We start from the raw sequence: 21,273 nt of genomic DNA, 5'->3' as shown, positions 1-21,273 counted from the left end.
CGCGGGGCAATGGCCCCGGGCGCACCCGCCCTTTTCACGGGTTCTTGTCACTCGTCCTTTTCGCCGGCTTCGTACAGCGTCTCGCGGCCCATGCGGTCGAGGATGAGTTCGGCCGTCCAGGGCAGCATGAGCGCGCCGCAGCGGCTGTCGCGGTACAGGCGCTCCAGGGGCAGGTGCTTGAGCATGCTCTGGCCGCCGCAGGTGCGGATGGCGAGGCGCGCGATGTCGTTGGCGCCTTCCATCACGCTGTAGTGCGCGGCGTACAGGCGCATCTTCTCGTCCTTGCTGGGGTTGGGTTTGGCTTCGGCAATGGCGCGGGCGAAGATGCTCTTCATGTTCTCCAGCTGGATGCGCATCTGCGCCACCGCGATCTGCTTGGTGGGGAACTGGCGGCGCTTGACCGGCGGCTCGCCCGGCACCTCGCCGCGCAGGTACATCACCGTGAAGTCGTAGGCCGCGTTGGCCACGCCCAGGTAGGTGGGCGAGAGCGTGAAGAACATGGCGGGCCAGGTCTGCGCGCCCTTGAAGTAGATGCCGCGCGGCATGAGCTGTTCGGCGTCGCTCACGAACACGTCCTTGAACGCCAGGTTGCGGCTGACCGTGCCGCGCATGCCGAGCGGGTCCCAGTCGCCGCTGATGCTGAAGCCCTCGGACGTGGCCGGCACGCTGATGTAGAGCGTGTCGCGCGCGTCGGGGTGGTGGTCGCCCTTGTCTTCGGTGCAGAGCACGCCGTAGTAGTCGGCCGCGCCGGAGAGGCTGGCCCAGATCTTTTTGCCGTTGATGAGCCAGCCGCCCTCGACCTTCTTCGCCGTGGTGCCGAAGGGCGCGCGGCCGGCTGCGGCGGCCGTGCCTTCGCTGAAGGGCTGGGCGTAGAGCGCGCCCTGGTTGACGATGCGGCCGAAGTGCAGCTCGCGCCGGGCCGCGTGTTCGCGGCGTTGATCGTCGGTCATGGGAATGCCGTCGGCCAGCACGCCGGTCCACATGGTCGAGCAGATGTGCATGTTCCAGGTGAGCGCGGTGGCGCCGCAGAAGCGGCCGATCTCGGCCGCCACCATCATGTAGGTGGTGTAGTCCGCGCCCAGGCCGCCGTGCGACGTGGGCACGCAGAGCTTGAGGAAACCCGCCTCGCGCAGGTCGTCGTAGTTGGCGAACGGGAAGCTGGCTTCGGTGTCCCACTGCGGGGCGCGCGCGGCGAACTTGTCGCGGCCCAGCGCGTGGGCCTTGGCCAGCAGCTCGCGCTGCAGCGGCGTGAAGGCCATGTCGCCCACGGCGGGGGTGAAGTCCAGGCCGGTGTGGGGGTTGACGGGATTGTTCATGGGTCTTGTCTCCTCTTCGGGTGGGTCGTGTTCAGTGCAGATCGGGCCGCGACTTCGGCGGCCGCTCGCGCAGGAAGTCCAGCAGGATGCGGTCGAACTCGTCGGGGGCTTCGAGGTTCATCAGGTGGCCGATGCCGGCCATCTCCACGTAGCGCGCGTTCGGAATCTGCTGTGCCATCCGCTTCATCACCGACGGTGCGGCCACGCGGTCGAACTCGCCGCCGATCAGCAGCGTGGGCACGCCGATGTGGGCCAGCGCGGCCTGCCGGTCGAAGGTGACGAGACACTCCAGCGCGCGCCGGTAGGTGGCGGCCGGCACGCGGGCCATGCACTGCTCGGCCAGGCGCACGCCTTCGGGCAGCGAACCCGGGCCGACCATCTGCGGCACCAGCCTCAAAGCCATGTCGGCCATGGACTGGCCGGCGTCCAGCGGCGCGGTGCGCTGGCCGATGAACTGCCGCGCCCAGGCCTCGGCGTCGCGGCCGTCGTTCCGTTTGCCAAAGGCCGCCGAGGTGCCGCAGAGCACCAGCTTGCTGATGCGATCGGGTCGCCGCGCGATCACCTCCTGCGCCACCATGCCGCCCATGCTGTGGCCGACGAGCACGACAGAGCCCGCACGCCCCGGCGCCGATTCGTCTTTCTCCCCCACCAGCGCATCGATCAGCCTGATGCACGCCTCAGCGAGGCCCTTGAAGGTGTAGGGCTCGATGGGCGCGCTGTGGCCGTAGCCCGGCATGTCCCAGGCCACGGCGCGATAGCCGACCTCGCCCAGGGTCTCGACCTGCGGCGCAAACGCCAGGTGCCCGCCGCCGATGCCGTGCAGCATGAGCACGGTGGTGGCGCCGTCGCCCAGGGTGGTGAATCGGGGAATGCTGTTCACGCCACGACCTTTCCGGCGTCGACCACCACGGTGCCGTCCAGCGCCACGCTGCAGTTCCGCATCGGCCAGTCGAAATGGCCTCGCGTGTAGCGCCCGGCGGTTTCGTTGGCCCCCGTGCTGTAGAGGAAGTTGCCGGCGAAAGCGCGCAGTTCGGTGCCGTTGAAGTCGCGTTTGTCGTAAAGCGCCATGCTGTCCCAGCGAGCGGCGTCGTTCAGGCCGTAGCCGACGTGGCTCACCGCATACGCAGGACCGGGGGCCCCCACGCTCCGCCGCTGCGCGGGTCGCTGCCCCCCGAGGGGGCGCGTTTCGCCTTGGGGCGGCCCGGCGGCAAAACCATCCGCCTCGCCCCATGCGGCGAAGTACGACCGCAGCAGCTCGGCATCGACCCCCGTACCCTCGATGCGCGTCACGTGGTCGTTTTCAATGGTCAGCGTGATCGGCCGCTCGATGTAGCGCTTGAAGGTCAGGTTCACGTCGCCCTCGGCGAGCACCAGCGTGCCGTTCACGCTGCCCGCCGCCGGGAACGCAAGCACCAGGCCACCGGGCCAGTGGGTCAGCGTGCCCGGGCGGGTGGTGCTGCCCCAGTTGCCGCCGGCCACCGCGCCTTGCAGCGAGATGGCGAGATCGGTGCCCGCGGATGAGGTCACGCGCATGGCCTTCGCGCCCCGCAGGCGTTTGACGTGTTCCTTCACCCGCGCTTCGGTCGGGTCGTCGGGCAGCAGGCGCGCCAGCGCCTCGGGGTGTTCGTTGCTCACGTAGACGATGCGCGGCTGGGTGCTGCCGTTGCCCCGCAGGATGGCGGGCAGCTCGGGCGCGTGCATCAGGCCTTCGACGGTGCAGTCCACCACCAGGGTGCAGGCCTGCAGCGCCGCGATCACCGGGCCCAGTTGCTGGATGGCGGGTGTGGCGCCGGTGGAGCGCGCCACCGGCTCGCCGCGGGTGAACACCGACGGCAGGGTGAGCGTGAAGGCATCGGCACCGATGCGGGCCGCCGCCAGCCGCGCCAATTCCAGCAGCACCGGGCGGCTTTGTGTTTCGCCGAGAATGGCCACCGTGTCACCGGTTTGCAGTGCGCAGCGCCGCAACACGGTTTCGAAAGCGTCGATCCAGGCGGGTTCGGTCCGCTCCTGAAGCATATGGTCTCCCCCGCGCCGCCTTCGGCGTCACCCCCTCGGGGGGCGATGCCTGTGGCCCGGCGGAGCCGGTTCCACGGCATCCTTGACGAAGGCACGTGCGCTGAAAAATGGTTTGATCAACCCTGAGCTCTTAAGGTTGAGACAGGTCCGAAGCGCATTATTCATGAATTTTCATATAAATTCCACGTATGTCCCCTGCCCGCTCCGCCGGCCACCAGGCACGGCCTCCCGACTTTTCCCCGCGCGACTTCCGCACGGCGCTGGGCATGTTCGCCACGGGCGTGACCATCGTGACCGCGCGCACCGCGTCCGGTGAACTCGCGGGGCTGACCGCCAGCTCGTTCAACTCGGTCTCGCTGGACCCGCCGCTGGTGCTCTGGAGCCTGGGGCGCGCGGCCGGCTCGATGGCGGTGTTTGCCAACGGCCAGCACTACGCCATCAACGTGCTCGCGGCCGACCAGCAGGCGCTGGCCGAGCGCTTCGCCGCGCGCGACGTGGACCGCTGGCAGGGCGTGGATTTCGTCGAAGGCGTCAGCGGCGCGCCGTTGCTCACGGGCTGCGTCGCCACCTTCGAGTGCTTCAACCGCAGCCAGTACACCGAGGGCGATCACGTGATCTTCGTCGGCGAGGTCGAGCGCTGCACGCGCCGCGCCTCCGCCTCACCCCTGCTCTACCACGGCGGGCGCTTCTACACCGAGCACCCGCTGCAGGCCGACCCCAGCGCGCCGCAGCCCACCGACGGCCGCTTCGTCGGCAGCTACCTGGGCTACCTGCTCGGCCAGGCCAGCCACGCCGTGTACCGCGACTTCGAGAACGCGATTGCCGCGCAGGGCCTGACCCACATCGCCTGGCGCGTGCTGGCCGTGCTGCACGATGCGGCGCTCGCGCCCGGCGCCGCCGGCCTGCAGGGCAGCCTGCCCCTGGGCCAGCTCGCGCACGACGTGCTCGCCAAACAACCCACCGTCACCAAGCTGGTCCAGCGCATGGCCGAAGACGGGCTGGTCGAGCTGCTGGCCGATCCGGCCGACCAGCGCCGCACCCTGGTGGCCACCACCGCCAACGGCCGCCGCATCGCCGCCGCGCTGATCGAACAGGCGCGCCAACAGGAAACCACCCTGCTCTCGCGCTGGTCGCCCGGCGAAGCCGAGGCCCTCAAAAGACATCTGCAGCGCCTGGCCGAAGGGCGCTGAACGCCCCCTGCCCGTGCGATGGCGCCAGCACGGCGCGCGCCCCAACCATCCCGATCCATGACCCCCGTCCAGCGCAAAGACCACCTCGACACCCTCGCCATCACCCTGCTCGTGGCCTGCTGCGCCTTCTGGGGTTTCCAGCAGATCCTGATCAAGTTCGCCTCGCGCGAGATCCCGCCGCTGTGGCAGGCCTCGGTGCGCATGTGGGGCGCCACCGCCCTGCTCTGGCTGTGGTGCCAACTGCGCGGCGTGCCGCTGTTCAGGCGCGACGGCTCCTTGTGGGGCGGGCTGATCGTGGGCCTGCTGTTCGCGGGCGAGTTCTGTTTCATCTACATCGGGCTCACCCACACCAGCGCTTCGCGCCTCACCGTGTTCCTCTACACCAGCCCGTTCTGGGTCGCGCTGCTGCTGCCGCGCTTCGTGAAAAGCGAACGGTTGCGGCGCATCCAGTGGATCGGCCTGACGCTGGCCTTTGCCGCCGTGGCGGTGGCTTTCAGCGAAGCCTTCCTCCATGGCTCGATACCGATGGACCTCCACGCTCCACCGCTGCGCGGGTCGCTGCCCCCCGGGGGGGCTGGCCCGGCTTGGGGCGGCCCGGCGCCGGTCCCCGGCCAATGGATCGGCGACGCCATGGGCCTGGCCGCCGGCATGCTCTGGGGCCTGACCACGCTGGCCATCCGCACCACCCGGGTGGCCGCGGTGGCGGCCGAAAAATCGCTGTTCTACCAACTCGGCGTGACCGCCGCGGTGGCCCCGCTGCTCTCACTCGCATTGGGTGAGACCTGGCGCTTCGACTACTCGGCCCTGGCCTGGGGCTCGGTGTTCCTGCAGACCGCCGTGGGCGCCTTCGCCAGCTACCTGACCTGGATGTGGATGCTGCGCCACTACCCCGCCACGCAGATGTCCACCTTCACCTTCCTCACCCCCGTGTTCGCGCTGGTGTTCGGCGTGGTGCTGCTGGGCGAGCCGCTGACGCTGCAGCTGGTGCTGGCGCTGCTGGGGGTGGCGGCGGGGATTGTGTTGGTGAGCCGGAGGGGGTGACGGTCCAGCCGGTACTGCGGTGCCACGAATCGCGAATCACCTGCTCATGCCCCGCCGCCGCCCGCACCCCCGCGCCGTCGGAGGCCACCTGCATCACGGTGGCGATGTGCTGGTGCGGGGTAGAGGGTATGGCGCGGCTCCGGGTGACAGGCTGGCGGGCGGGCCTTGCACCTTCGGGGGAGCGCGGGGTGGTGTCAATGGAGGGTTTATCCGAGGAGGAGTGAACGAGGGCGACCAGGAGCGGCCAGTGCTCAAAGAGAAAAGCAGTCGTTCAACGTTCGGGCTAACCGACCTGCCGTAGCGGGTCCGGTTGCACAGAGGTTAGGAATCAACGCGCTGGAACTTGAGGCCTGCATGAGGATGATCACTTTCTCGGCTGACACGGTATGTCCTCTCCTCCGCTCGACCAAGCCCATCGACAAAACTAAGGACAAGAAATGAATTGCCTTCTTCTAGCGGCGTTGGATGCTCTACACGTGCCTTGTGGCTAAGTCCTTTTTCGAATAGAGGAAGGGACGCGATAACTCGCCAGCCAGCCTCCAGAAAGTTGATCCTTGCAGAGAAGGTCGTCGCGTCATGACCAGTATTGGTGATGGTGATGTTGTAGGTCGACTGGCCGTCTCCTCGGAATGTTCCTCCACCCCCGAGCACCGAAAACTTGGGCTCTGAGAGGTCTTCTCTGAGCCGTCTCTCGAAAGCTAGCGCCTCGCGCTCGCTTTCGACCTGCAGTCGCGCCACCTCGACCAATTCGCGTTGTTGCTGCGCCGAATTCTTGAGTTCTTCCGCTTGTAGGAGAAGGGCGTCTGTGCTGAGGCGAAGTTCATCTCCTTGTTGGAGGTAGCCAAGCACAAGCCAGAGAAAAGCCAGAGGCGCAAAGGAACCGGCCAGAAAATCTCCCCATTCATTTGGGCTCATTTTGGCGAGCACGGCTGTGTCTCTGACAGCCAAGTAAACGATGCCCGCTATCCAGCACAACGAGATGACCGACCCAAGTCGTGTACGAATTGAAGTCATATCAGATGCCTAACCGTTGAAATCACCGGCCTGCGCGGTTTTTCGCGCAGGCCGGTGCATTGAGAGAGTGGCTGCATCCATGAAGGCTGGGCGAATTCCGCCTTTGAAGTACGCTAGAGCAGCATTTGCGCGGGCCGTTTCTTCGTCGTTCGGGGTGTCGGGACCACCGAGCGATTCGATTTTTGCTAAATAGCTAGGCAATAGACTTTCAACCACCGGCTCCAACACTGCCTCCACAGCGATGAGTTCGGACAGCATGTCCGCTTTCAATCGTTGAAAAGCTTCTAAGTCCGCCAACTGAATTTGGTCTGACGGACATTCAAATTTTTTCAGAATCACCTTCATGCGGGCAACATCCGAAAACTGGCCAACGTATCTACGTTCGCCCCTATGCGCGAATTGATTTCTAGGGTCAGATAAGTGAGAAATGCAGAAGTGCACCGAGCGAAGAGCGGCAATAATATCGCCTTGATTATGCAGCTTCTTGGATATTTCCTTGATGCTTAGCTTCCGTGGATCAATTCCTAGACATAGAACCGCATTTGTTAGCAGTAGCGCTCGATCGGCTGTAGAGTGCAGGAGAAGGGTGAATAAATCCACCACTTGCTGGACGTACTTATCGCGAGTCAGTCCGACAGTACCGAGCCAATCATCGGGCGGCGGATTTTCAGCTTGTGTAATCAGCCCCTTAGCGTCAGCGACAGCCGTACGCAGAAGTGTAAGCCGGTGGCTAGCCATTTGAACATACATATGCCGTGGGTCGGTCAGGATCCAATTTGGGGGGCTGCCATTCTCATCGATGTGAGCGAGCCTCTTCGCAAAGTGCAGAGCGAAATGGATATCAATATATTCCGATAATGATTTATCACTCACAGCATCCTCAATGTGTTGCAAAGCAGCTAACATTTAAATTCACCGGCCTGCGCAGCTTTTCGCGTAGACCCGGTGGAATGATGGGTTGGCGATCACACTATTGCGCTTCGACATTCGTTTATCGCCTCACTAAGCAGCAACTCAATATCACCATCTGCAACCTGCAGTGATAGTCTTTGCATCTTTGCCCATGGATTTCGTAGTCTAGCCGCCGTTGAAATGTCCAAGGCTGCATTTACGTCTGTGAAGAATTCAAGTTCGTCAGCGAATATCGTATTCAAACGTTGATTTTGGTCATCGATTAATAGGCATCGAATCGGGCATGCATCTCGTAGCTCCTTGAGACGGCGATCTAGCGTTGCAAAGAAAGGGACAAAAACGCACCCTTCCGTGCGCAGCTTGCCATCGTTTCTTGGTGGCGTATCGAGTAGAGGTCCCAACTCATGCCGCTCAGTTTTGACAATGCTCCCTCGCTGGGCTGACATATCGGTGCAAAAAACCGCAGGTCTTCACCATGCTTGAGAAGCTTCCATGCGAAATATAGTTCTAGCTTCGCAAATCTACCTAAGTGATCTAGGGAAAATTTGATGAGAGTAGACAAGTTGCGGATCAACTCGGTGGGGGATTGCCAAAATAGGCATGTCGCCTTTACTAGCACGGTGAGAAGTGCCTTACGACGAGCCAGGCTGTGTTTTATTTCTTCGCTCGAAAGAAAAGAGGAAAGAGTGTCGCAGGCTCGTCGCCCCGCCTCTTCCCTTGATTCAGTAAATATTGGGTATTTTGGATTTTCGAGTAAAGATGCGGAGTGAACGAAATCAAATCGCTTGAGTGCGCGAACTGCATTGAATGGGCGAGTATTTTTTTTATCTGCCGCGTTGACGAGATCTTCGATGATGTAGAAAGAATAGTCGAAATTGAAGTTATGTCTAGTGACGTACTGAATCAAGTTGCAGAAACGGTCCCAGTCAGAAATTGTTCTGCCAGACTCATACAAACGAAAAGCCTCCGCAACCTGCGTATCAAAACCGACCGAGTAGTCGATGGGAAGTTGAGTCTTCCCCGAGCGGACTATTTCTTCATAAATCTCTGTTGAATGAAACAATAGACCTGTGCCGGAAAAGAATCGCGTCAGCGAGGGGCACTCCGCCTCAATGTCAGCTAGCGATACACCGTTAAATTCTGTCTCTAAGTTGTCTGTTGCGTATACAAGACGGAATCCATCAAGTAGCGCCCCACTTCCGTCAATGAGCCCCCCAAAACTGCCTGCTGGAGGGTAGTGAACAATTCGTTCCGTTGCTGCCTCAAGACGATGGAGTCGTTCGGCGTTGGGGTCGCTCATATGATCGCTATCTTTGATTTAAGCCGACAAAACGTCGGATACCCACAGCTGCAGTCATTAAACACCGTTGCATGTGGCCCCCAAGAGGTTATTGAAATCGACCAGTTGGCTCAAGCAGTCAGGCAATTGGATAGGTATAACAGATCCGACAAGCCTGAACAAGCTCCAGGCGCACGACCGATATGGTCCGTCGGTCCCATATGCCGCTCGCCAATTTACTCGAGCATGCACATTCGCCTCAGCTGAGGCTGCCGACCAATACAACCGGAATGAAAGCTATGTGACGCAGAGCCGGACGCTGGCTTCGGGTCGACAAGAGACAACGGCCCCAAGCCAACCCTCAAGGCAAAGCCCCAGCCAACCCCCAAATCCCCACCGCCAGCACCCCCAGCCCCACAACCTCCACCACGAACGCCGTGCCGGGCGCAGCCTCATCCACCCCGCCCAGCCGCTCCCCCGGGCAACGCCCCAGCGTCAGCACCCGCAGCACAAACCACCCAATCGACCAGCCCACGGTCTGGATGAGCAGGTCCATGGCCAGCCACCGGAGCACGCGCAGCGCGGCGAGCAGGATGCTCTTGGGGGTGTCAAACCAGTCGGTGGGGCCGATCAATGGGGCTCCCTTCGTTTGTGCTGAATGCGCCACCGGCGGGGCGGCCGCGCGGCGGTGGTCTGCGTGACCGTTGGCGAACGGCGGTTTGAGGTTCAGGGCGCGTGCAGCAAGCCCTCGTCCATGAGACTTTGAACGGTCTGCGCCTGCAGCGCATCCCGCCTGCGTTTGGCCGGCTCCCGGTTGGGGCGGTCCGCCAGCCAGCGCTTGAATTCGACAAAAGTGACTGGCGAGATGGTGTGCATCACGGCCATCTTGCCCGTGGCACCGATCACCACGTGCTGGAAGCAGGGGGCCTCGGTCAGGATCTTGGCCCTTTCGGCCATGACGGGCCAGAGCTCGTCTTCTGCGGCTGACAGCTTGAAGGGGTGGGGGTCGTCGCCCTCTTGCATGCGACGCAGAAAGTCCACTTCGAAGCCTTTGGCGTTGATGGCGGTCTCAGCGTGCATGTCTTTGCGCACAAAGGTCGGGTCCGCTTCCTGCAGCAGCTGCAGCATGGATTTCAGGCGCGATGCAAGTTTGGACATATCTCCCGGAGCCACGTACACGCTGGTCGCGCCGGAGAAGTGCTCGCTGGAGGCATAGACGACGAACTCATGAAGGTCATCGTCGGCCCAAACGAGGGAGAGCGGCAGTTGGGGAACAGATCGGATCACAACCGCTCTCGCAAAGGGCTGGGCGTACGATCACCCTTGGCGGTCTATCGGGAGCTCCTGCTCAACAGCCCGCAACATTCCACCCTCGTTCATTGAACCCCGGGGTGTTGCACTTCAGACTTGAATCCGCCAGGAGTAAAGCGCCTGAGAACTGCAGTTGGGTGAGTGAGTTGCACCGCCTCGAAGGTTCAGGGGCATAAAAGTGAACGTCTATCACATTGAACACGAGGAGCCAGGCAGATGACGGAGGCCGAACTCATGCGCATCCTGACCCGTGGCGAAGACAGCCGCCACCAGTTCAAGCGCGATGCCACCAACGCCGACAGCCTGGCCGCCGAACTGGCGGCGCTGGCCAACAGCGGCGGCGGGTGTTTGCTGCTGGGTGTGGCAGACGATGGCTCCATTTCCGGGCTGGATGCCGCAGCCGTGCGGCGGCTGAACCAGTTGCTGAGCAACGCCGCCAGCCAGCATGTGCGCCCGCCGCTGAGCCCGGTGAGCCACAACGTGTTGACCGCCCAGGGGCTGGTGATGGTCGTCAATGTGCCCGACGGGCTGAACAAGCCCTACATGGACTTGCAGGGCCGGGTGTGGGTGAAGAGCGGGGCCGACAAGCGGCATGTGACGGCGCGCGAGGAAATGCAGCGCATGTTTCAGCGCGCCGGGCTGCTGCAGGCCGATCAGGTGCCGGTGCACAACGCCACGGCGGCCGACATTGACGAGCGGGCCTTTGGCCGCTATTTCGAGCGGCGCTATGGCCAGAGCCTGGATGCGGCGGGCCTGCCGGTGGTGCAACTGATGGAGAACCTGCAACTGGCGCAGGACGGCGTGCCCAACCTGGCCGGGCTGCTGCTGTTTGGCAAGCAGCCGCAGCGGCTGCTGCAGGTGTGCCAGATCGGCGCAGTGTGGTTCCCGGGCACCTACCTGGGCGATACGCGCTACCTGGACAGCGAAAACATCGACGGCACGCTGGAAGAGCAGTTTCAGCGCGGCATGGCGTTCATCAAGCGCAGCCTGCACCATGTGCAGGGCGGCAGGGGCTTCAACACGCTGGGGCAGCTGGAGGTGCCGGAAGAGGCTTTCGTCGAGTTGCTGGTGAACGCGCTGGTGCACCGGGATTTCCTGGTGAGCGCCACGATCCGCCTGTTTGTGTTCACCGACCGGGTGGAGATCATCAGCCCCGGCCATTTGCCCGACAGCCTGACGCCGGAACAGATTCGCACCGGTGTTTCCAACCGCCGCAACAAGGTGCTGGCCGAGCACGCGGCGCACATCCTGCCGTACCGGGGGCTGGGCACGGGGGTGCCGCGCGCACTGGGCGCTTGGCCGAAGATTGATTTGGTGGACGAGCGCGAGGCGAACCAGTTCCGCGCGGTGGTGTGGCGGGTGGCGACGCCGCAAGTCACCCCGCAAGTCACCCCGCAAGTCACCCCGCAAGTCACCCCGCAAGTCACCCCCGAAGTTCTGAGCCTGCTGGCGGTCATGCAAGGCGAGATGAAGCGCGCCGACGTCCAGATGGCACTGGGGCTGAAAGACCGAGAGCACTTCCGGGCGGTCTATCTGGTGCCCGCAGTGGCGGGGGGCTTCGTCGAGATGACAGTACCCGACAAACCTCAGAGCAGCCTTCAGCGGTACCGTTTGACCGCCGCCGGGCAAAACTGCCTGCGATCCCACGCGTCCAAGGAATAGGCCAACCGCCAGCCCAGCCGTAGGCGGCCTGGGCTATACCCACCTGGGCAACTGGAGCAAGCGCGAAGGCAACCGCTGCATCGAGGCCGAGCACCTGCGGGCCAACCTGCAGCAGCGCGGCCACGGCGACGCGCACATATCGCAAGCCCTGCAGAAGCTGATGGCGGCGGACACGAGCCGACTTGAACGCATTGGCTTTGTCTACATAGCTCCTCAACGGTCTGGATGAGGGCATCTCAGGCCAGCCACCCGAGGAATCTCAGCCCTCCGGGCACAAACTCTCGTCGATCCCCGCGTGATGACGGGAACCCGCTCAGGCGCGATGCAAGTTGGGGCAAACCTCACCGCAGGGGTTTTACGCCGAGACACCCAGCAGGGAAGCCAGCTTCAGCGTCGTGCCCCAGTTGCGGGTCGTGATCCCCCGACCGGCCTTGCCCAGCAGGGCCTCTCCCGCCCTGCTCTCCAGGAGCCCGCCCGCGCAGTGCAGGTACGCGGCGTGCTCCGTGACGGCGAGGCGCTCGCCGGGTTGCAGCAGCGGTCGCAGGGCGTCGAGTTCCGCCAGCCGGGCCCGGTCCATCGCGAAGGCCACGAGGAAGCGTGGGTGCTCGGCTTCCGGTGGCGTCATCGGGTTGTCGGCCACGATGGCCGCGAACTCGGCCGTGGTCTTGACGATGACCGGCGTCGCGACACCGAAGCGCGCCTGAAGGGCGGACGCCACGTCCGCCGCCAGTCTGGCCGGGCTGCGGCTCTTGGTCGAGAACACCGCGTTGCCGCTGTTCAGAAGGGTCTGCACCTCGGTATGACCCTGTTCCTCCAGCATGGCCCGAAAGTCGGCCATTGGCACGCGGTTGCCCTTGCCGACATTGACGCCACGGAGCAGAACGACGAAGCGGGGCATGGGTGTGGTCTCCCGCTCACGTTATCTCAAGCGCCCTGCGGCCCCGCCAGGTAGTCCACCTTGCCCAGGTCCACGCCGTTGTGGCGCAGCAGCGCGTAGGCGGTGACGACGTGGAAGAACATGTTGGGCAGGGCGTAGTGCTTGAGGTAGGCCTCGCCGGGCATGCTGCGGGTCTTGTCGCGGCCCACCGGGAACACGATCTCGGCGGCTTCGCGGCCGTCGATGGCCGTGGCGGGCACGGTGGCCAGCCAGTCCAGGGTTTTGGCGATGCGGGCCTTGAGTTCGGGGAAGGTGGTTTCGTTGTCTTCGAATTTCGGCGCTTCGATGCCGGCCAGGCGCGCGGCGCCGTTCTTGGCCGCGTCGCAGGCGATGCGGATTTGCGCGGTGAAGGGCAGCATGTCGGGCGCCAGGCGGGCCGCGCACAGCACGTTGACGTCGAACTTGCGCGCCGTGGCGCTGGCCTCGGCCTTCTCCAGGCAGTGCAGCAGGTTGGTCAGTGCGGTCTGGAAGACGGGCAGGCTGGCGGACGAGAGGGTGATGGCCATGGGGGTTCCTGAAAGGGATGAAAGGGTCGGGAGCGCATGCTACGCGCCCCCGCGATCCCTTGCAGGCGGCGGGGCTCAGCCGCTCACACCAGCGCGTCGTCCGCCACGGTGGACCACCGCCGAAAGCGTTCCTGCAGGCGCTGCGCCACCGGGGCGGCGGGTGGTGGGACGCTGGCGTAGGCGTCGCGGCCGTGCGGGGGCATGGCCCAGCGGGTGCTCAGCCAGGCGCCGCGCGCCGTGCCCTCGACTTCGTCCTGGCTGCGCACCACCGCCAGGGGTGCGAGCAGTGCGCTGAGCGCGGCCGCGTAGGCCGGGTTGTCGGCCAGCGGCCCTTCGAGGATCACCACGGACGAGGCATCGCCCCTCGGAGCGCGCGCCCGCAGCGCGGGGGGCAGCAGGTCGAGCAGGATGCGGGTGGTCATCATGGCGCAGTAGAGCGCGGCCAGGGCCGGCCGCAGGTGCAGGGGCACCACCTGGGGCGCGACGCCCATGGGCTGGTCGCCGCGCAGGATCTCGCCGGCCTGGCCGAAGAGGGTGTTGGGCCCGGCGTCGCTGCCGGGCAAGGCCAGCCAGCCGGCTTCCAGCACCTCGTGCAGGGCGCGCTCGGTGGCCAGCGCCGGGTCGGCGCCGTGGCAGAGGTGGGCGAACTCGCGCCCGCCCATGAAGCGCGCGGTGGGCACGGGTTTGCCTTCGATGGACTGGTTGAAGAGCTGGTCGCGCAGCGGGTCGAGCGTGAGCGTGTCGGCGGGCACGCCGGGCGCCATGATGACCGTCCAGGTGCCGGTGGAGACGACGCTGGCGCCGGGCAGCGCGTGCAGGTGGCGCGCCAGGCAGGCGTTGCTGTCGTGCAGGCCAACGTGCACCTGGCAGCCGGCGGGCAGGCCCAGCGCGGTGGCGAGTTCGGGGCGCAGCGGGCCCAGCGTTTCGTGCGCGAGGCGCAGCGGCGCGAAGCGCTCGGTCAGCCCCTGGCGCACGGCCCAGGGGGCGAAGGCGTTGCGCGCCGGTTGCCACAGGTGGGTGTGGCAGCCCAGCGAGGTGGCTTCGTTGGCGACCGCGCCGGTGAGCCACCAGGCCCAGTACTGTGGATACGGCAGCCAGTGGCGCAGGCGCGCCCAGTCCTCGGGTCGGTTCTGCTGCAGCCAGTAGAGCTGCAGGCCGGCGTTCAGGCCCAGCGGCAGCAGCGGCGAGCCGGTGACGTCGAAGCCGTCGAGCAGCGCGGTGTAGCGTTCGCGCCAGGGGCCGTAGCCGTCCCATTCGTAGTCCATGGGCGGCAGGGCCAGGCCGTGTTCGCCGATGGCGCAGAAGGCGGCGCCGTGGGTGGTGATGCCGATGCGGCCGATCTGCCGGCGCTCGGGCAGCGTGGGCATGGCGTCGAGCAGCCAGGCCCGCAGGGCTTCGGTGCCGAGCGCGGTGTAGCCGTCGGCCTCGACCGACGCGTTGGCCTGCACGCGGCGGGCCAGCACGTCGCCTTCGGCGTTGAACAGCACCAGCTTGGCGTTGCTCTTGCCGATGTCGAGCACCAGGGTGTGTGTGCCGCTGTCCATGGTCAATCGAGATGGAACAGGCACGGCAGATCCTCGGCCACGGGCGAGCCGTCGGGGTGGCACCGCATGAGGTCCTTCATGTGCTGCCACCAGCGCTGCATCACCGGGTGCTGCGGCAGGCTGGCCATGGTGTGGCCCAGGCGGCGGCGCAACACGGCGAACAGCACCCCGTGTTCTTCGTCGAGGTAGATGCTGTAGTCCTCGATGCCCGCGTCCTTGAGCAGGGCCACCAGCTCGGGCCAGATGGCGTCGTGGCGGCGGCGGTACTCGGCCACGCAGCCGGGCTTGAGGAACATGCGGAAGGCGTGTTTTTCGGTGGGCATGTCAGGCACTCCCGGCGGCCGGTGGCTTCTGGAAACGCGAGGCCAGGCGGCGCAGGTACTGGGGCAGCACCATGGCCACGATCAGCAGGCCGCCCACCACCATGGAGACCACGATGCCGGTGACGTTGAGCATGCCCATGGCGAAGGTGAAGCTGCCCAACAGCACGGCCGCCAGCAGGGTGCCGACCACGCTGCCGCGCCCGCCCTGGATGGACACGCCGCCCAGGATCACGATGGTCACGGCGTCGAGCTCCCAGCCCATGGCCAGGTTGGGCCGCGTGCTGCCGATGCGCCCGGTGAGCAGCACGGCCGCCAGCGCCGCCATGATGCCGGCGAACACGAACAGGCCCAGGCGGTAGCGGTCCACCGCGATGCCGGAGAAGCGCGCGGTCACCGGGTTGGCGCCGATGGCGTAGATGCGCCGCCCGTGCACGGTGGCGTGCAGGTACAGGCCCACCAGCAGCGCCGCGACCAGCATGACGACAAACTCGATCGGCACGATGAGCCACGGCATATCGAGCAGGTCGCCCAGGTAGCCGTTGCCCCAGGTGACCAGGGTCTCGGGGTAGCCGGTGATGGCCTGGTCGCCCAGCACCACCTGCGCCAGCCCCCGGTACAGCGAGAGCGTGCCGATGGTGACGACGATGGCGGGCAGCTTCCAGCGCGTGACCAGCCAGCCGTTGAGCGCGCCGCAGGCCGCGCCGATGGCCAGGGCCGCCAGCACCATGGTGCCGACGCCCGCGCCGGCCTGCATGGCAAAGCCCATGGCCATCGAGGCCAGGGCCATGGTGGCGGCGATGGACAGGTCGATCTCGCCACCGATCACCAGCAGGGCCATGGCCAGCGCGATCAGCGCCTTCTCGGAAAAGTTGTAGGTGGTGTCGGCCAGCGCATAAGGTGTGAAGAAGCCTTCGATGCCCAGGCCGAAGCCCAGGTACACCAGCACGATCAGCGCGATGAGGATGCGCTCCCAGGTGTCCAGCGCCTTCATGCTTGGGCTCCTTGCGGGGTTTCGAGAATCTGGCGCCCCTGCGTGCGGTCGGCCCGCGCGTTGAGCACCACCGAGATCAGGATCACCGCGCCGGCAATGGCCTGCTGCCAGAACGGCGAGACCTGGATCACCGGCAGCGCGCCGTTGATGACGCCGATGAACAGCACGCCGAGCAGCGCGCCGGCAATCGTCCCGACGCCGCCACCGATGCTCACGCCACCGATCACGCAGGCGGCGATCACCGTGAGCTCGTAGCCCGAGGCCAGTTCGGTGAAGGCGATCGAATAGCGCCCCACCCAGAGCAGCCCCGCCAGCCCGGCCAGCAGGCCCGAGAAGGTGTAGGCCATGACCAGGCGCTGGCGCACCGGGATGCCGGCGTACAGCGCCGCGTGCGGGTTGCCGCCGTAGGCGTAGAGCTCGCGCCCTTCGCGGCGCCAGCGCAGCAGGTAGGCGCTGACCAGCAACACGCCCAGCGCAAACCAGATCAGCGCGGGCAGGCCCAGCCAGTCCTCGCGCGGCAGGCCCTTGATGAGCGGGTGGATTTCGTGGTCGGAGATCCAGGCCCCGCCGCTGGCCACGAAGGTGGCGCCGCGGTAGGCCGAGAGCGTGCCCAGCGTGACCACGATGGGCGGCAGCGAGAACCGCATGATCAGCCAGCCGTTGACGGCGCCCAGCAGCGCGCCCACCACGCAGGCCATGAGCAGCAGCGCCGGCAGCGGCATGCCCGGCCAGGCGCGCGCGGCGAGCGCGCAGAGCATGCCGGTGAGCGCCAGGTTGGAGGCGACCGACAGGTCGACCCCACGGGTGAGCAGCACCAGCATCTGGCCCATGACCAGGATCACGAGGATGGCCGAATCGTTGCCGATGTCGAGCACGTTGCGCCAGCTCAGGAACACCGGCGCGCGCCAGCCCACGGCCAGCACGATGAGGACGATGATGGCCGCGAGCAGCCACTCGCGGCGGCGCGTATGGAAATGGGAAGACAAGCTCATGCGGCCATCTCCAGCACGTGTTGGTGGAGGGCCTCGGGCTCGATGCCCGAGGCCGCGGCGACGATGGTTTCGGCGTCGGCCTGGCCCTGTTCGTAGGTGGCGACCATGCGGCCCCGGCGCATGACCACGGTGCGGTGCGCCAGGTGCATCACCTCGGGCAGCTCGCTGGACACCAGGATCACCGCCAGGCCCTGCGCCACCATCTCGGCGATCAGCTGGTAGACCGCCTGCTTGGCGCCCACGTCGATGCCCTTGGTGGGTTCGTCCAGGATCACGATGCGCGGGTTCAGCCCCAGCCACTTGGCGATCACCACCTTCTGCTGGTTGCCACCCGACAGGCCCGACAGCGGCGTGTCCTGGCTCTCGGTCTTGATGCGCAGGCGCGCGATCATGGACTCGGCCAGCGCGGACTCGCGGACCCGGGACAACCAGGGTCCGCGCGCGAGGGACGCGGCGTTCGTGACCGGGCCGGCCAGGCCGGCGAGCGTGATGTTGTGGCGCACCGAAAAGTCCAGGATGCCGCCCTGGCGCTGGCGCTCTTCGGGCACATAGGCCAGGCCGGCGGCGATGGCGTCGGCCGGTTCGCGCACCTTCAGGGCCTTGCCGCCGACGCGGATCTGTCCGCGCGCCAGCGGGTTCAGGCCCATCAGCGCGAGCATGGCTTCGCTGCGGCCCGCGCCCACCAGGCCATAGAAGCCCAGGATCTCGCCGGCGCACAGCGAAAAGCCCAGGCCGTCGAATTCGGTGGGGTGCGAGAGGCCTTGCACCTCCAGCACCACGTCGCCCGCGCGGCGCGGAATGTGGGGGTAGATCTTCTCGATCTCGCGCCCGGCCATGAGCTTGACCAGCTCGCCCTCGCGGGCGTCGGCGATGCGGCCGTGGCCCACCGAGGCGCCGTCGCGCAGCACCACGTAGCGGTCGGCGACGGCGAAGATTTCGTCGAACTTGTGGGTGATGAAGAGCACGGCCACGCCCTGCGCCTTCAGGCCCCGCACCAGGCCGTAGAAGTCGCGGATCTCGGCCTGTGAGAGCGCGGCGGTGGGTTCGTCCAGGATCACCACGCGCGCTTTTTGCGACAGCGCGCGGGCGATCTCGATCAGGTGGCGCTGGGCCAGGCTCAGCTGCTTGACCGGGGTGGTGGCGGCAAAGCCGGCACCCACCTGGTCGAGCACGGTCTGGGCTTCGGTGTTCATGCGCGCCCAGTCGATGAAAGACAGCGGCCCCAGCCGGCGCATGGGCTGACGGCCGATGAAGATGTTCTCGGCCGCGCTCAGCTCCTCGAACATCACGGTTTCCTGGTGCACGGCCACGATGCCGGCCGCCTGCGCGTCCTGCGCGCGGGCAAAGCGCACCGGCTGGCCCCCCAGCTCGATGCGGCCTTCGTCGGGCTGGTGCACGCCCGTCAGCGTCTTGACCAGCGTGGACTTGCCAGCGCCGTTTTCGCCGATGAGGGCAAGAACTTCGCCGCCCACCAGCTCCAGGTCCACGCCCTTGAGGGCGTGGGTGGGGCCGAAGCGTTTGTGAATGCCGCGCAGCCGAAGCCAGGCGGAGGGGGAATCAGGATTCATGGTCACGCTGTGGAGACAAGAGGCTCGGCAAGGGTACGGCAGGTTCCCCCGCAGCGCCGTTGCCGGCCGTCAGGAGTCGAGGCCTGGGTTTTCCAAGGCTCCGGCGCGCGCCCCGCATCGCATGAAGCGGTCTGACCGCAGGGCACCGCCGGGCCGGCTTTGCCGGACGGCCAGTGCCCCGCCCCCCTTGAGGGGGGTGACGCGAAGCGGCGCGGGGGGTGCTTCAAAAGATTTTTGCGAATTTCTCGACGTTGGTCGCGTCGTAGGTAAAGGGCTCGGCCATGGCGGCTTCGCCGTTTTCGTCCAGCGTGGCCTTGCCGACGCGGCCCAGCGAAATCATCTCGCCCTTGGTGCCCTTGGCCGTGCCCTTCATGAAGGCGTGCACGGCGTGGATGGACGAGTAGCCCAGGTCGATCGGGTTCCAGATCGCGAACGACTTCACCGCGCCGCTCTGCACGTGGCCGGCCATCTCGGAGGGCAGGCCCAGGCCGGTCACGAAGATCTGGCCGACCTTCTTCTCGTCCTGCACGGCCTTGGCGGCCGCGGCGATGCCGACCGTGGTCGGGGCGACGATGGCCTTGAGGTTGGGGTAGCTCTTGAACAGGCCCTGCGCTTCGCGGTAGCTCTTGTCGGTCTGGTCGTCGCCGTAGACCACGTTGACCAGCTTCAGGCCCGCGTACTCGGGCTTGGCCAGCACCTTCTTCATCTCACCGATCCAGATGTTCTGGTTGGTGGCCTGCGCGGTGGCCGAGAGCACGGCGATCTCGCCCGTCTTGCCCACCACCTGCTCGCTCATCTTCACCAGCTTCTCGCCGATCAGCGCGCTGTTGGAGGGGTTGAGCTGCATCAGGCGGCCTTCCTTCTTCACGCCCGAGTCGAACGAGATGACCTTGATGCCGCGCTGCATGGCCTTCTTGAGCGAGGGCACCAGCGCGTCGGGGTCGTTGGCGGAAATCACGATGGCCTTGACGTTCTGCGCGATCAGCGAGTTGACGATCTCGATCTGCCCTTCGGCGGTGGCCTTGGCGGGGCCGGTGTAGATGATCTCCACGTCCTTGAGCTCCTTGGCGGCTTCGAGCGCGCCCTGGTGGGCGGCGTCGAAGAAGCCGTTGCCCAGGCTCTTGACCACCAGGGCGATCTTGTCGGCGGCGAAGGCGGGCTGGGCCAGGGCAAGCGCCAGGGCGGCTGCGGTCAGTGCGAAGCGGGATTTTTTCATGTATGTCTCCAAAGGATGTCGTCGCGGTTGAAAAAGGCCGACCTGTCGGGGTCGATGTCCTGCCGTTGGTGATGGGAAACGCCAGCGGTCAAGATGGGTGGCCGGCCGGGGCGTCTCGCGCGCAGCCCCGGCCGGGGAATGGGTTCACACGATGCCACCGCCACCGCCCACGGCGGCCGGGCGCTCGCCGGCCACCCGCTGGCGGTAGCCGCTGGCGCGGTAGGCGGCCACCGGGTCGATGGCGCCGCCGGCGTCCAGCCGCACGCGCTGCAGCAGCGGGGTCACGTCGGTCTGGAAGGCCTGCTTGAGCAGGTGGGTGGCGGTGAGCGCGTCGTTGGCGTCCTGCGCGGCGTCGAGTGCGGCGCGGTCCACCAGCAGGGCCTGCGCGTAACTGCGCTGCACCTGGATGGCGCTGGTCATCAGGCTCTCGATGGGGTCGGTCACGTTGTGGCTCTGGTCCAGCATGTAGGCCGGGTCGAAGGCGACGCCTTCGTGCGCCGCGGCCACCAGCTCGTTGAACACCAGGAACAGGCGGTAGGGCGAGACGCTGCCCGCGTCCAGATCGTCGTCGCCGTACTTGCTGTCGTTGAAGTGGAAGCCCGCGAGCTTGCCGGCGGCGATCAGCCGCGCCACGATCAGCTCGATGTTGACGTTGGGCGCGTGATGGCCCAGGTCCACCAGGCACTGCGCCTTCGGGCCCAGGGTCTGCGCGGCCAGGAAGCTGGAGCCCCAGTCCTGGATCACGGTGGCGTAGAAAGCCGGCTCGCAGATCTTGTGCTCCAGCATCATGCGCCAGTCGCCCGGCAGCGCGGCGTAGATCTGCTGCGCGCTCTCCAGGTAGCGGTCGAAGGCGCGGCGGAAGTGCTGCTGGCCGGGGAAGTTGCTGCCGTCGCCGACCCACACGGTGAGCGCCTTGGAGCCCAGCGCCTGGCCGATGGCGATGCATTCGAGGTTGTGCGCCACGGCCTGCGCGCGGGTGGCGGCGTTGGTGTGGCTCAGGCTGCCGTACTTGTAGCTGTGGGCCTGGCCGGGCTGGTCGCTGAAGGTGTTGGAGTTCATGGCGTCGAAGGCGAGGCCGGCGCTGGCAGCGGCCTGGCGCAGCTCGCTCCAGTCGCTGCACTTGTCCCAGGGGATGTGCAGGCTGACCGTGGGCGTGGCGCGCGCCAGCTGCTGGATCACGCCGCAGTCCTGCAGCTTGTCGAACACGTGGCGCGGCTCGCCCTGGCCAGGGAAGCGGGCGAAGCGCGTGCCGCCAGTGCCCACGCCCCAGCTGGGGATGGCGACGCCGAAGGCCGCGACCTGCTGGCGCACGGTCTCGATGTCGATCTGGCGGCGCGCGAGCTGCTCGCCCAGGTGCTCGTAGTCGCTCTGCACATGGCGCAACTGGGGTTCGTTGTGCGCCTCCAGCAATCCGTTGTCGATGGTCTTCATGTTGTCTCCTTGTTGAGCGGGTGC

At 66.1% G+C, this 21,273-nt stretch carries 19 protein-coding genes and 1 pseudogene; 3 read left to right on the top strand and 17 right to left on the bottom strand.

Translation table 11 applies throughout. The features are described from left to right. Nucleotides 1-47: 47 nt before the first annotated feature. Genes KIH07_RS04245 through KIH07_RS04235 form a run of 3 tightly spaced genes read right to left on the bottom strand, consistent with a single transcriptional unit; the run spans nucleotide 48 to nucleotide 3,332 of the window. Complete coding sequence (locus tag KIH07_RS04245) at nucleotides 48-1,316, bottom strand: acyl-CoA dehydrogenase family protein (RefSeq protein ID WP_226490782.1); 1,269 nt, start codon at nucleotides 1,314-1,316, stop codon at nucleotides 48-50. Between the two features lie 31 nt (nucleotides 1,317-1,347). Continuing rightward, entirely contained in the window at nucleotides 1,348-2,196 is an 849-nt protein-coding gene (locus KIH07_RS04240) for an alpha/beta fold hydrolase (protein WP_226490781.1), read from the bottom strand. Beyond that, entirely contained in the window at nucleotides 2,193-3,332 is a 1,140-nt protein-coding gene (locus tag KIH07_RS04235) for a peptidase M29 (protein ID WP_226490780.1), read from the bottom strand. The genes KIH07_RS04240 and KIH07_RS04235 overlap by 4 nt, the downstream gene beginning before the upstream one ends. Before the next feature lie 188 nt (nucleotides 3,333-3,520). Here KIH07_RS04235 and KIH07_RS04230 point away from each other — a divergent pair. Together KIH07_RS04230 and KIH07_RS04220 are read left to right on the top strand one after the other, a co-directional pair. After that, nucleotides 3,521-4,039, top strand: a pseudogene (locus KIH07_RS04230) (flavin reductase family protein); the annotation flags it as partial. A 540-nt stretch (nucleotides 4,040-4,579) separates the two neighbouring features. Continuing rightward, nucleotides 4,580-5,563: a DMT family transporter gene (locus KIH07_RS04220; RefSeq protein WP_226490779.1), complete on the top strand. Its 984-nt coding sequence runs from the start codon at nucleotides 4,580-4,582 to the stop codon at nucleotides 5,561-5,563. A gap of 321 nt (nucleotides 5,564-5,884) precedes the next feature. Here the strand turns inward: KIH07_RS04220 and KIH07_RS04215 are convergent, their stop codons facing one another. The 5 genes from KIH07_RS04215 to KIH07_RS04195 all read right to left on the bottom strand — a co-directional run bounded on the left by KIH07_RS04215 (nucleotide 5,885) and on the right by KIH07_RS04195 (nucleotide 10,055). Next, complete coding sequence (locus KIH07_RS04215) at nucleotides 5,885-6,490, bottom strand: hypothetical protein (protein ID WP_226490778.1); 606 nt, start codon at nucleotides 6,488-6,490, stop codon at nucleotides 5,885-5,887. Nucleotides 6,491-6,586: 96 nt separating this feature from the next. Beyond that, on the bottom strand, nucleotides 6,587-7,483 hold the full coding sequence (locus KIH07_RS04210; protein ID WP_226490777.1) for a hypothetical protein: 897 nt from the start codon (nucleotides 7,481-7,483) through the stop codon (nucleotides 6,587-6,589). Between the two features lie 319 nt (nucleotides 7,484-7,802). Further along, complete coding sequence (locus tag KIH07_RS04205) at nucleotides 7,803-8,789, bottom strand: hypothetical protein (RefSeq protein WP_226490776.1); 987 nt, start codon at nucleotides 8,787-8,789, stop codon at nucleotides 7,803-7,805. Between the two features lie 340 nt (nucleotides 8,790-9,129). Further along, nucleotides 9,130-9,402: a hypothetical protein gene (locus KIH07_RS04200; RefSeq protein ID WP_226490775.1), complete on the bottom strand. Its 273-nt coding sequence runs from the start codon at nucleotides 9,400-9,402 to the stop codon at nucleotides 9,130-9,132. 92 nt (nucleotides 9,403-9,494) lie between these two features. Further along, nucleotides 9,495-10,055, bottom strand: coding sequence for a GSU2403 family nucleotidyltransferase fold protein (locus KIH07_RS04195; RefSeq protein WP_226490774.1), 561 nt, complete (start codon nucleotides 10,053-10,055; stop codon nucleotides 9,495-9,497). Between the two features lie 240 nt (nucleotides 10,056-10,295). Here KIH07_RS04195 and KIH07_RS04190 point away from each other — a divergent pair, with 240 nt between their 5' ends. Next, a complete protein-coding gene (locus tag KIH07_RS04190) occupies nucleotides 10,296-11,741 on the top strand; it encodes a Fic family protein (RefSeq protein WP_226490773.1) in 1,446 nt (481 codons plus the stop codon). A gap of 355 nt (nucleotides 11,742-12,096) precedes the next feature. Here KIH07_RS04190 and KIH07_RS04185 read toward each other — a convergent pair whose 3' ends face one another. From KIH07_RS04185 to rhaI, 9 genes are all read right to left on the bottom strand, one after another. Next, on the bottom strand, nucleotides 12,097-12,639 hold the full coding sequence (locus KIH07_RS04185) for a DUF1697 domain-containing protein (protein WP_226490772.1): 543 nt from the start codon (nucleotides 12,637-12,639) through the stop codon (nucleotides 12,097-12,099). 26 nt (nucleotides 12,640-12,665) lie between these two features. Continuing rightward, nucleotides 12,666-13,184, bottom strand: a complete 519-nt coding sequence (locus KIH07_RS04180) for a DUF1993 family protein (RefSeq protein WP_226490771.1) — start codon at nucleotides 13,182-13,184, stop codon at nucleotides 12,666-12,668. Between the two features lie 83 nt (nucleotides 13,185-13,267). Next, nucleotides 13,268-14,728, bottom strand: coding sequence for an FGGY-family carbohydrate kinase (locus KIH07_RS04175; RefSeq protein WP_226490770.1), 1,461 nt, complete (start codon nucleotides 14,726-14,728; stop codon nucleotides 13,268-13,270). A 2-nt stretch (nucleotides 14,729-14,730) separates the two neighbouring features. Next, nucleotides 14,731-15,051, bottom strand: coding sequence for an L-rhamnose mutarotase (rhaM, locus tag KIH07_RS04170; protein WP_226490769.1), 321 nt, complete (start codon nucleotides 15,049-15,051; stop codon nucleotides 14,731-14,733). A gap of 1 nt (nucleotide 15,052) precedes the next feature. Next, a complete protein-coding gene (locus tag KIH07_RS04165) occupies nucleotides 15,053-16,042 on the bottom strand; it encodes an ABC transporter permease (RefSeq protein ID WP_226490768.1) in 990 nt (329 codons plus the stop codon). Continuing rightward, nucleotides 16,039-17,034 carry an ABC transporter permease gene (locus KIH07_RS04160; RefSeq protein ID WP_226490767.1) on the bottom strand — a complete coding sequence of 332 codons (996 nt, stop codon included), beginning with the start codon at nucleotides 17,032-17,034 and terminating at the stop codon, nucleotides 16,039-16,041. The genes KIH07_RS04165 and KIH07_RS04160 overlap by 4 nt, the downstream gene beginning before the upstream one ends. Beyond that, complete coding sequence (locus KIH07_RS04155) at nucleotides 17,031-18,602, bottom strand: sugar ABC transporter ATP-binding protein (protein ID WP_226490766.1); 1,572 nt, start codon at nucleotides 18,600-18,602, stop codon at nucleotides 17,031-17,033. The genes KIH07_RS04160 and KIH07_RS04155 overlap by 4 nt, the downstream gene beginning before the upstream one ends. 223 nt (nucleotides 18,603-18,825) lie before the next feature. Continuing rightward, nucleotides 18,826-19,818: a rhamnose ABC transporter substrate-binding protein gene (gene rhaS / locus KIH07_RS04150; RefSeq protein ID WP_226490765.1), complete on the bottom strand. Its 993-nt coding sequence runs from the start codon at nucleotides 19,816-19,818 to the stop codon at nucleotides 18,826-18,828. A 144-nt stretch (nucleotides 19,819-19,962) separates the two neighbouring features. Beyond that, nucleotides 19,963-21,249: an L-rhamnose catabolism isomerase gene (gene rhaI / locus KIH07_RS04145; RefSeq protein ID WP_226490764.1), complete on the bottom strand. Its 1,287-nt coding sequence runs from the start codon at nucleotides 21,247-21,249 to the stop codon at nucleotides 19,963-19,965. Nucleotides 21,250-21,273 lie beyond the last annotated feature (24 nt).

It is taken from the genome of Hydrogenophaga taeniospiralis (assembly GCF_020510445.1).
Classification (GTDB): Bacteria; Pseudomonadota; Gammaproteobacteria; order Burkholderiales; family Burkholderiaceae_C; genus Hydrogenophaga.
This window is presented reverse-complemented; position numbering and strand designations above follow the sequence as displayed.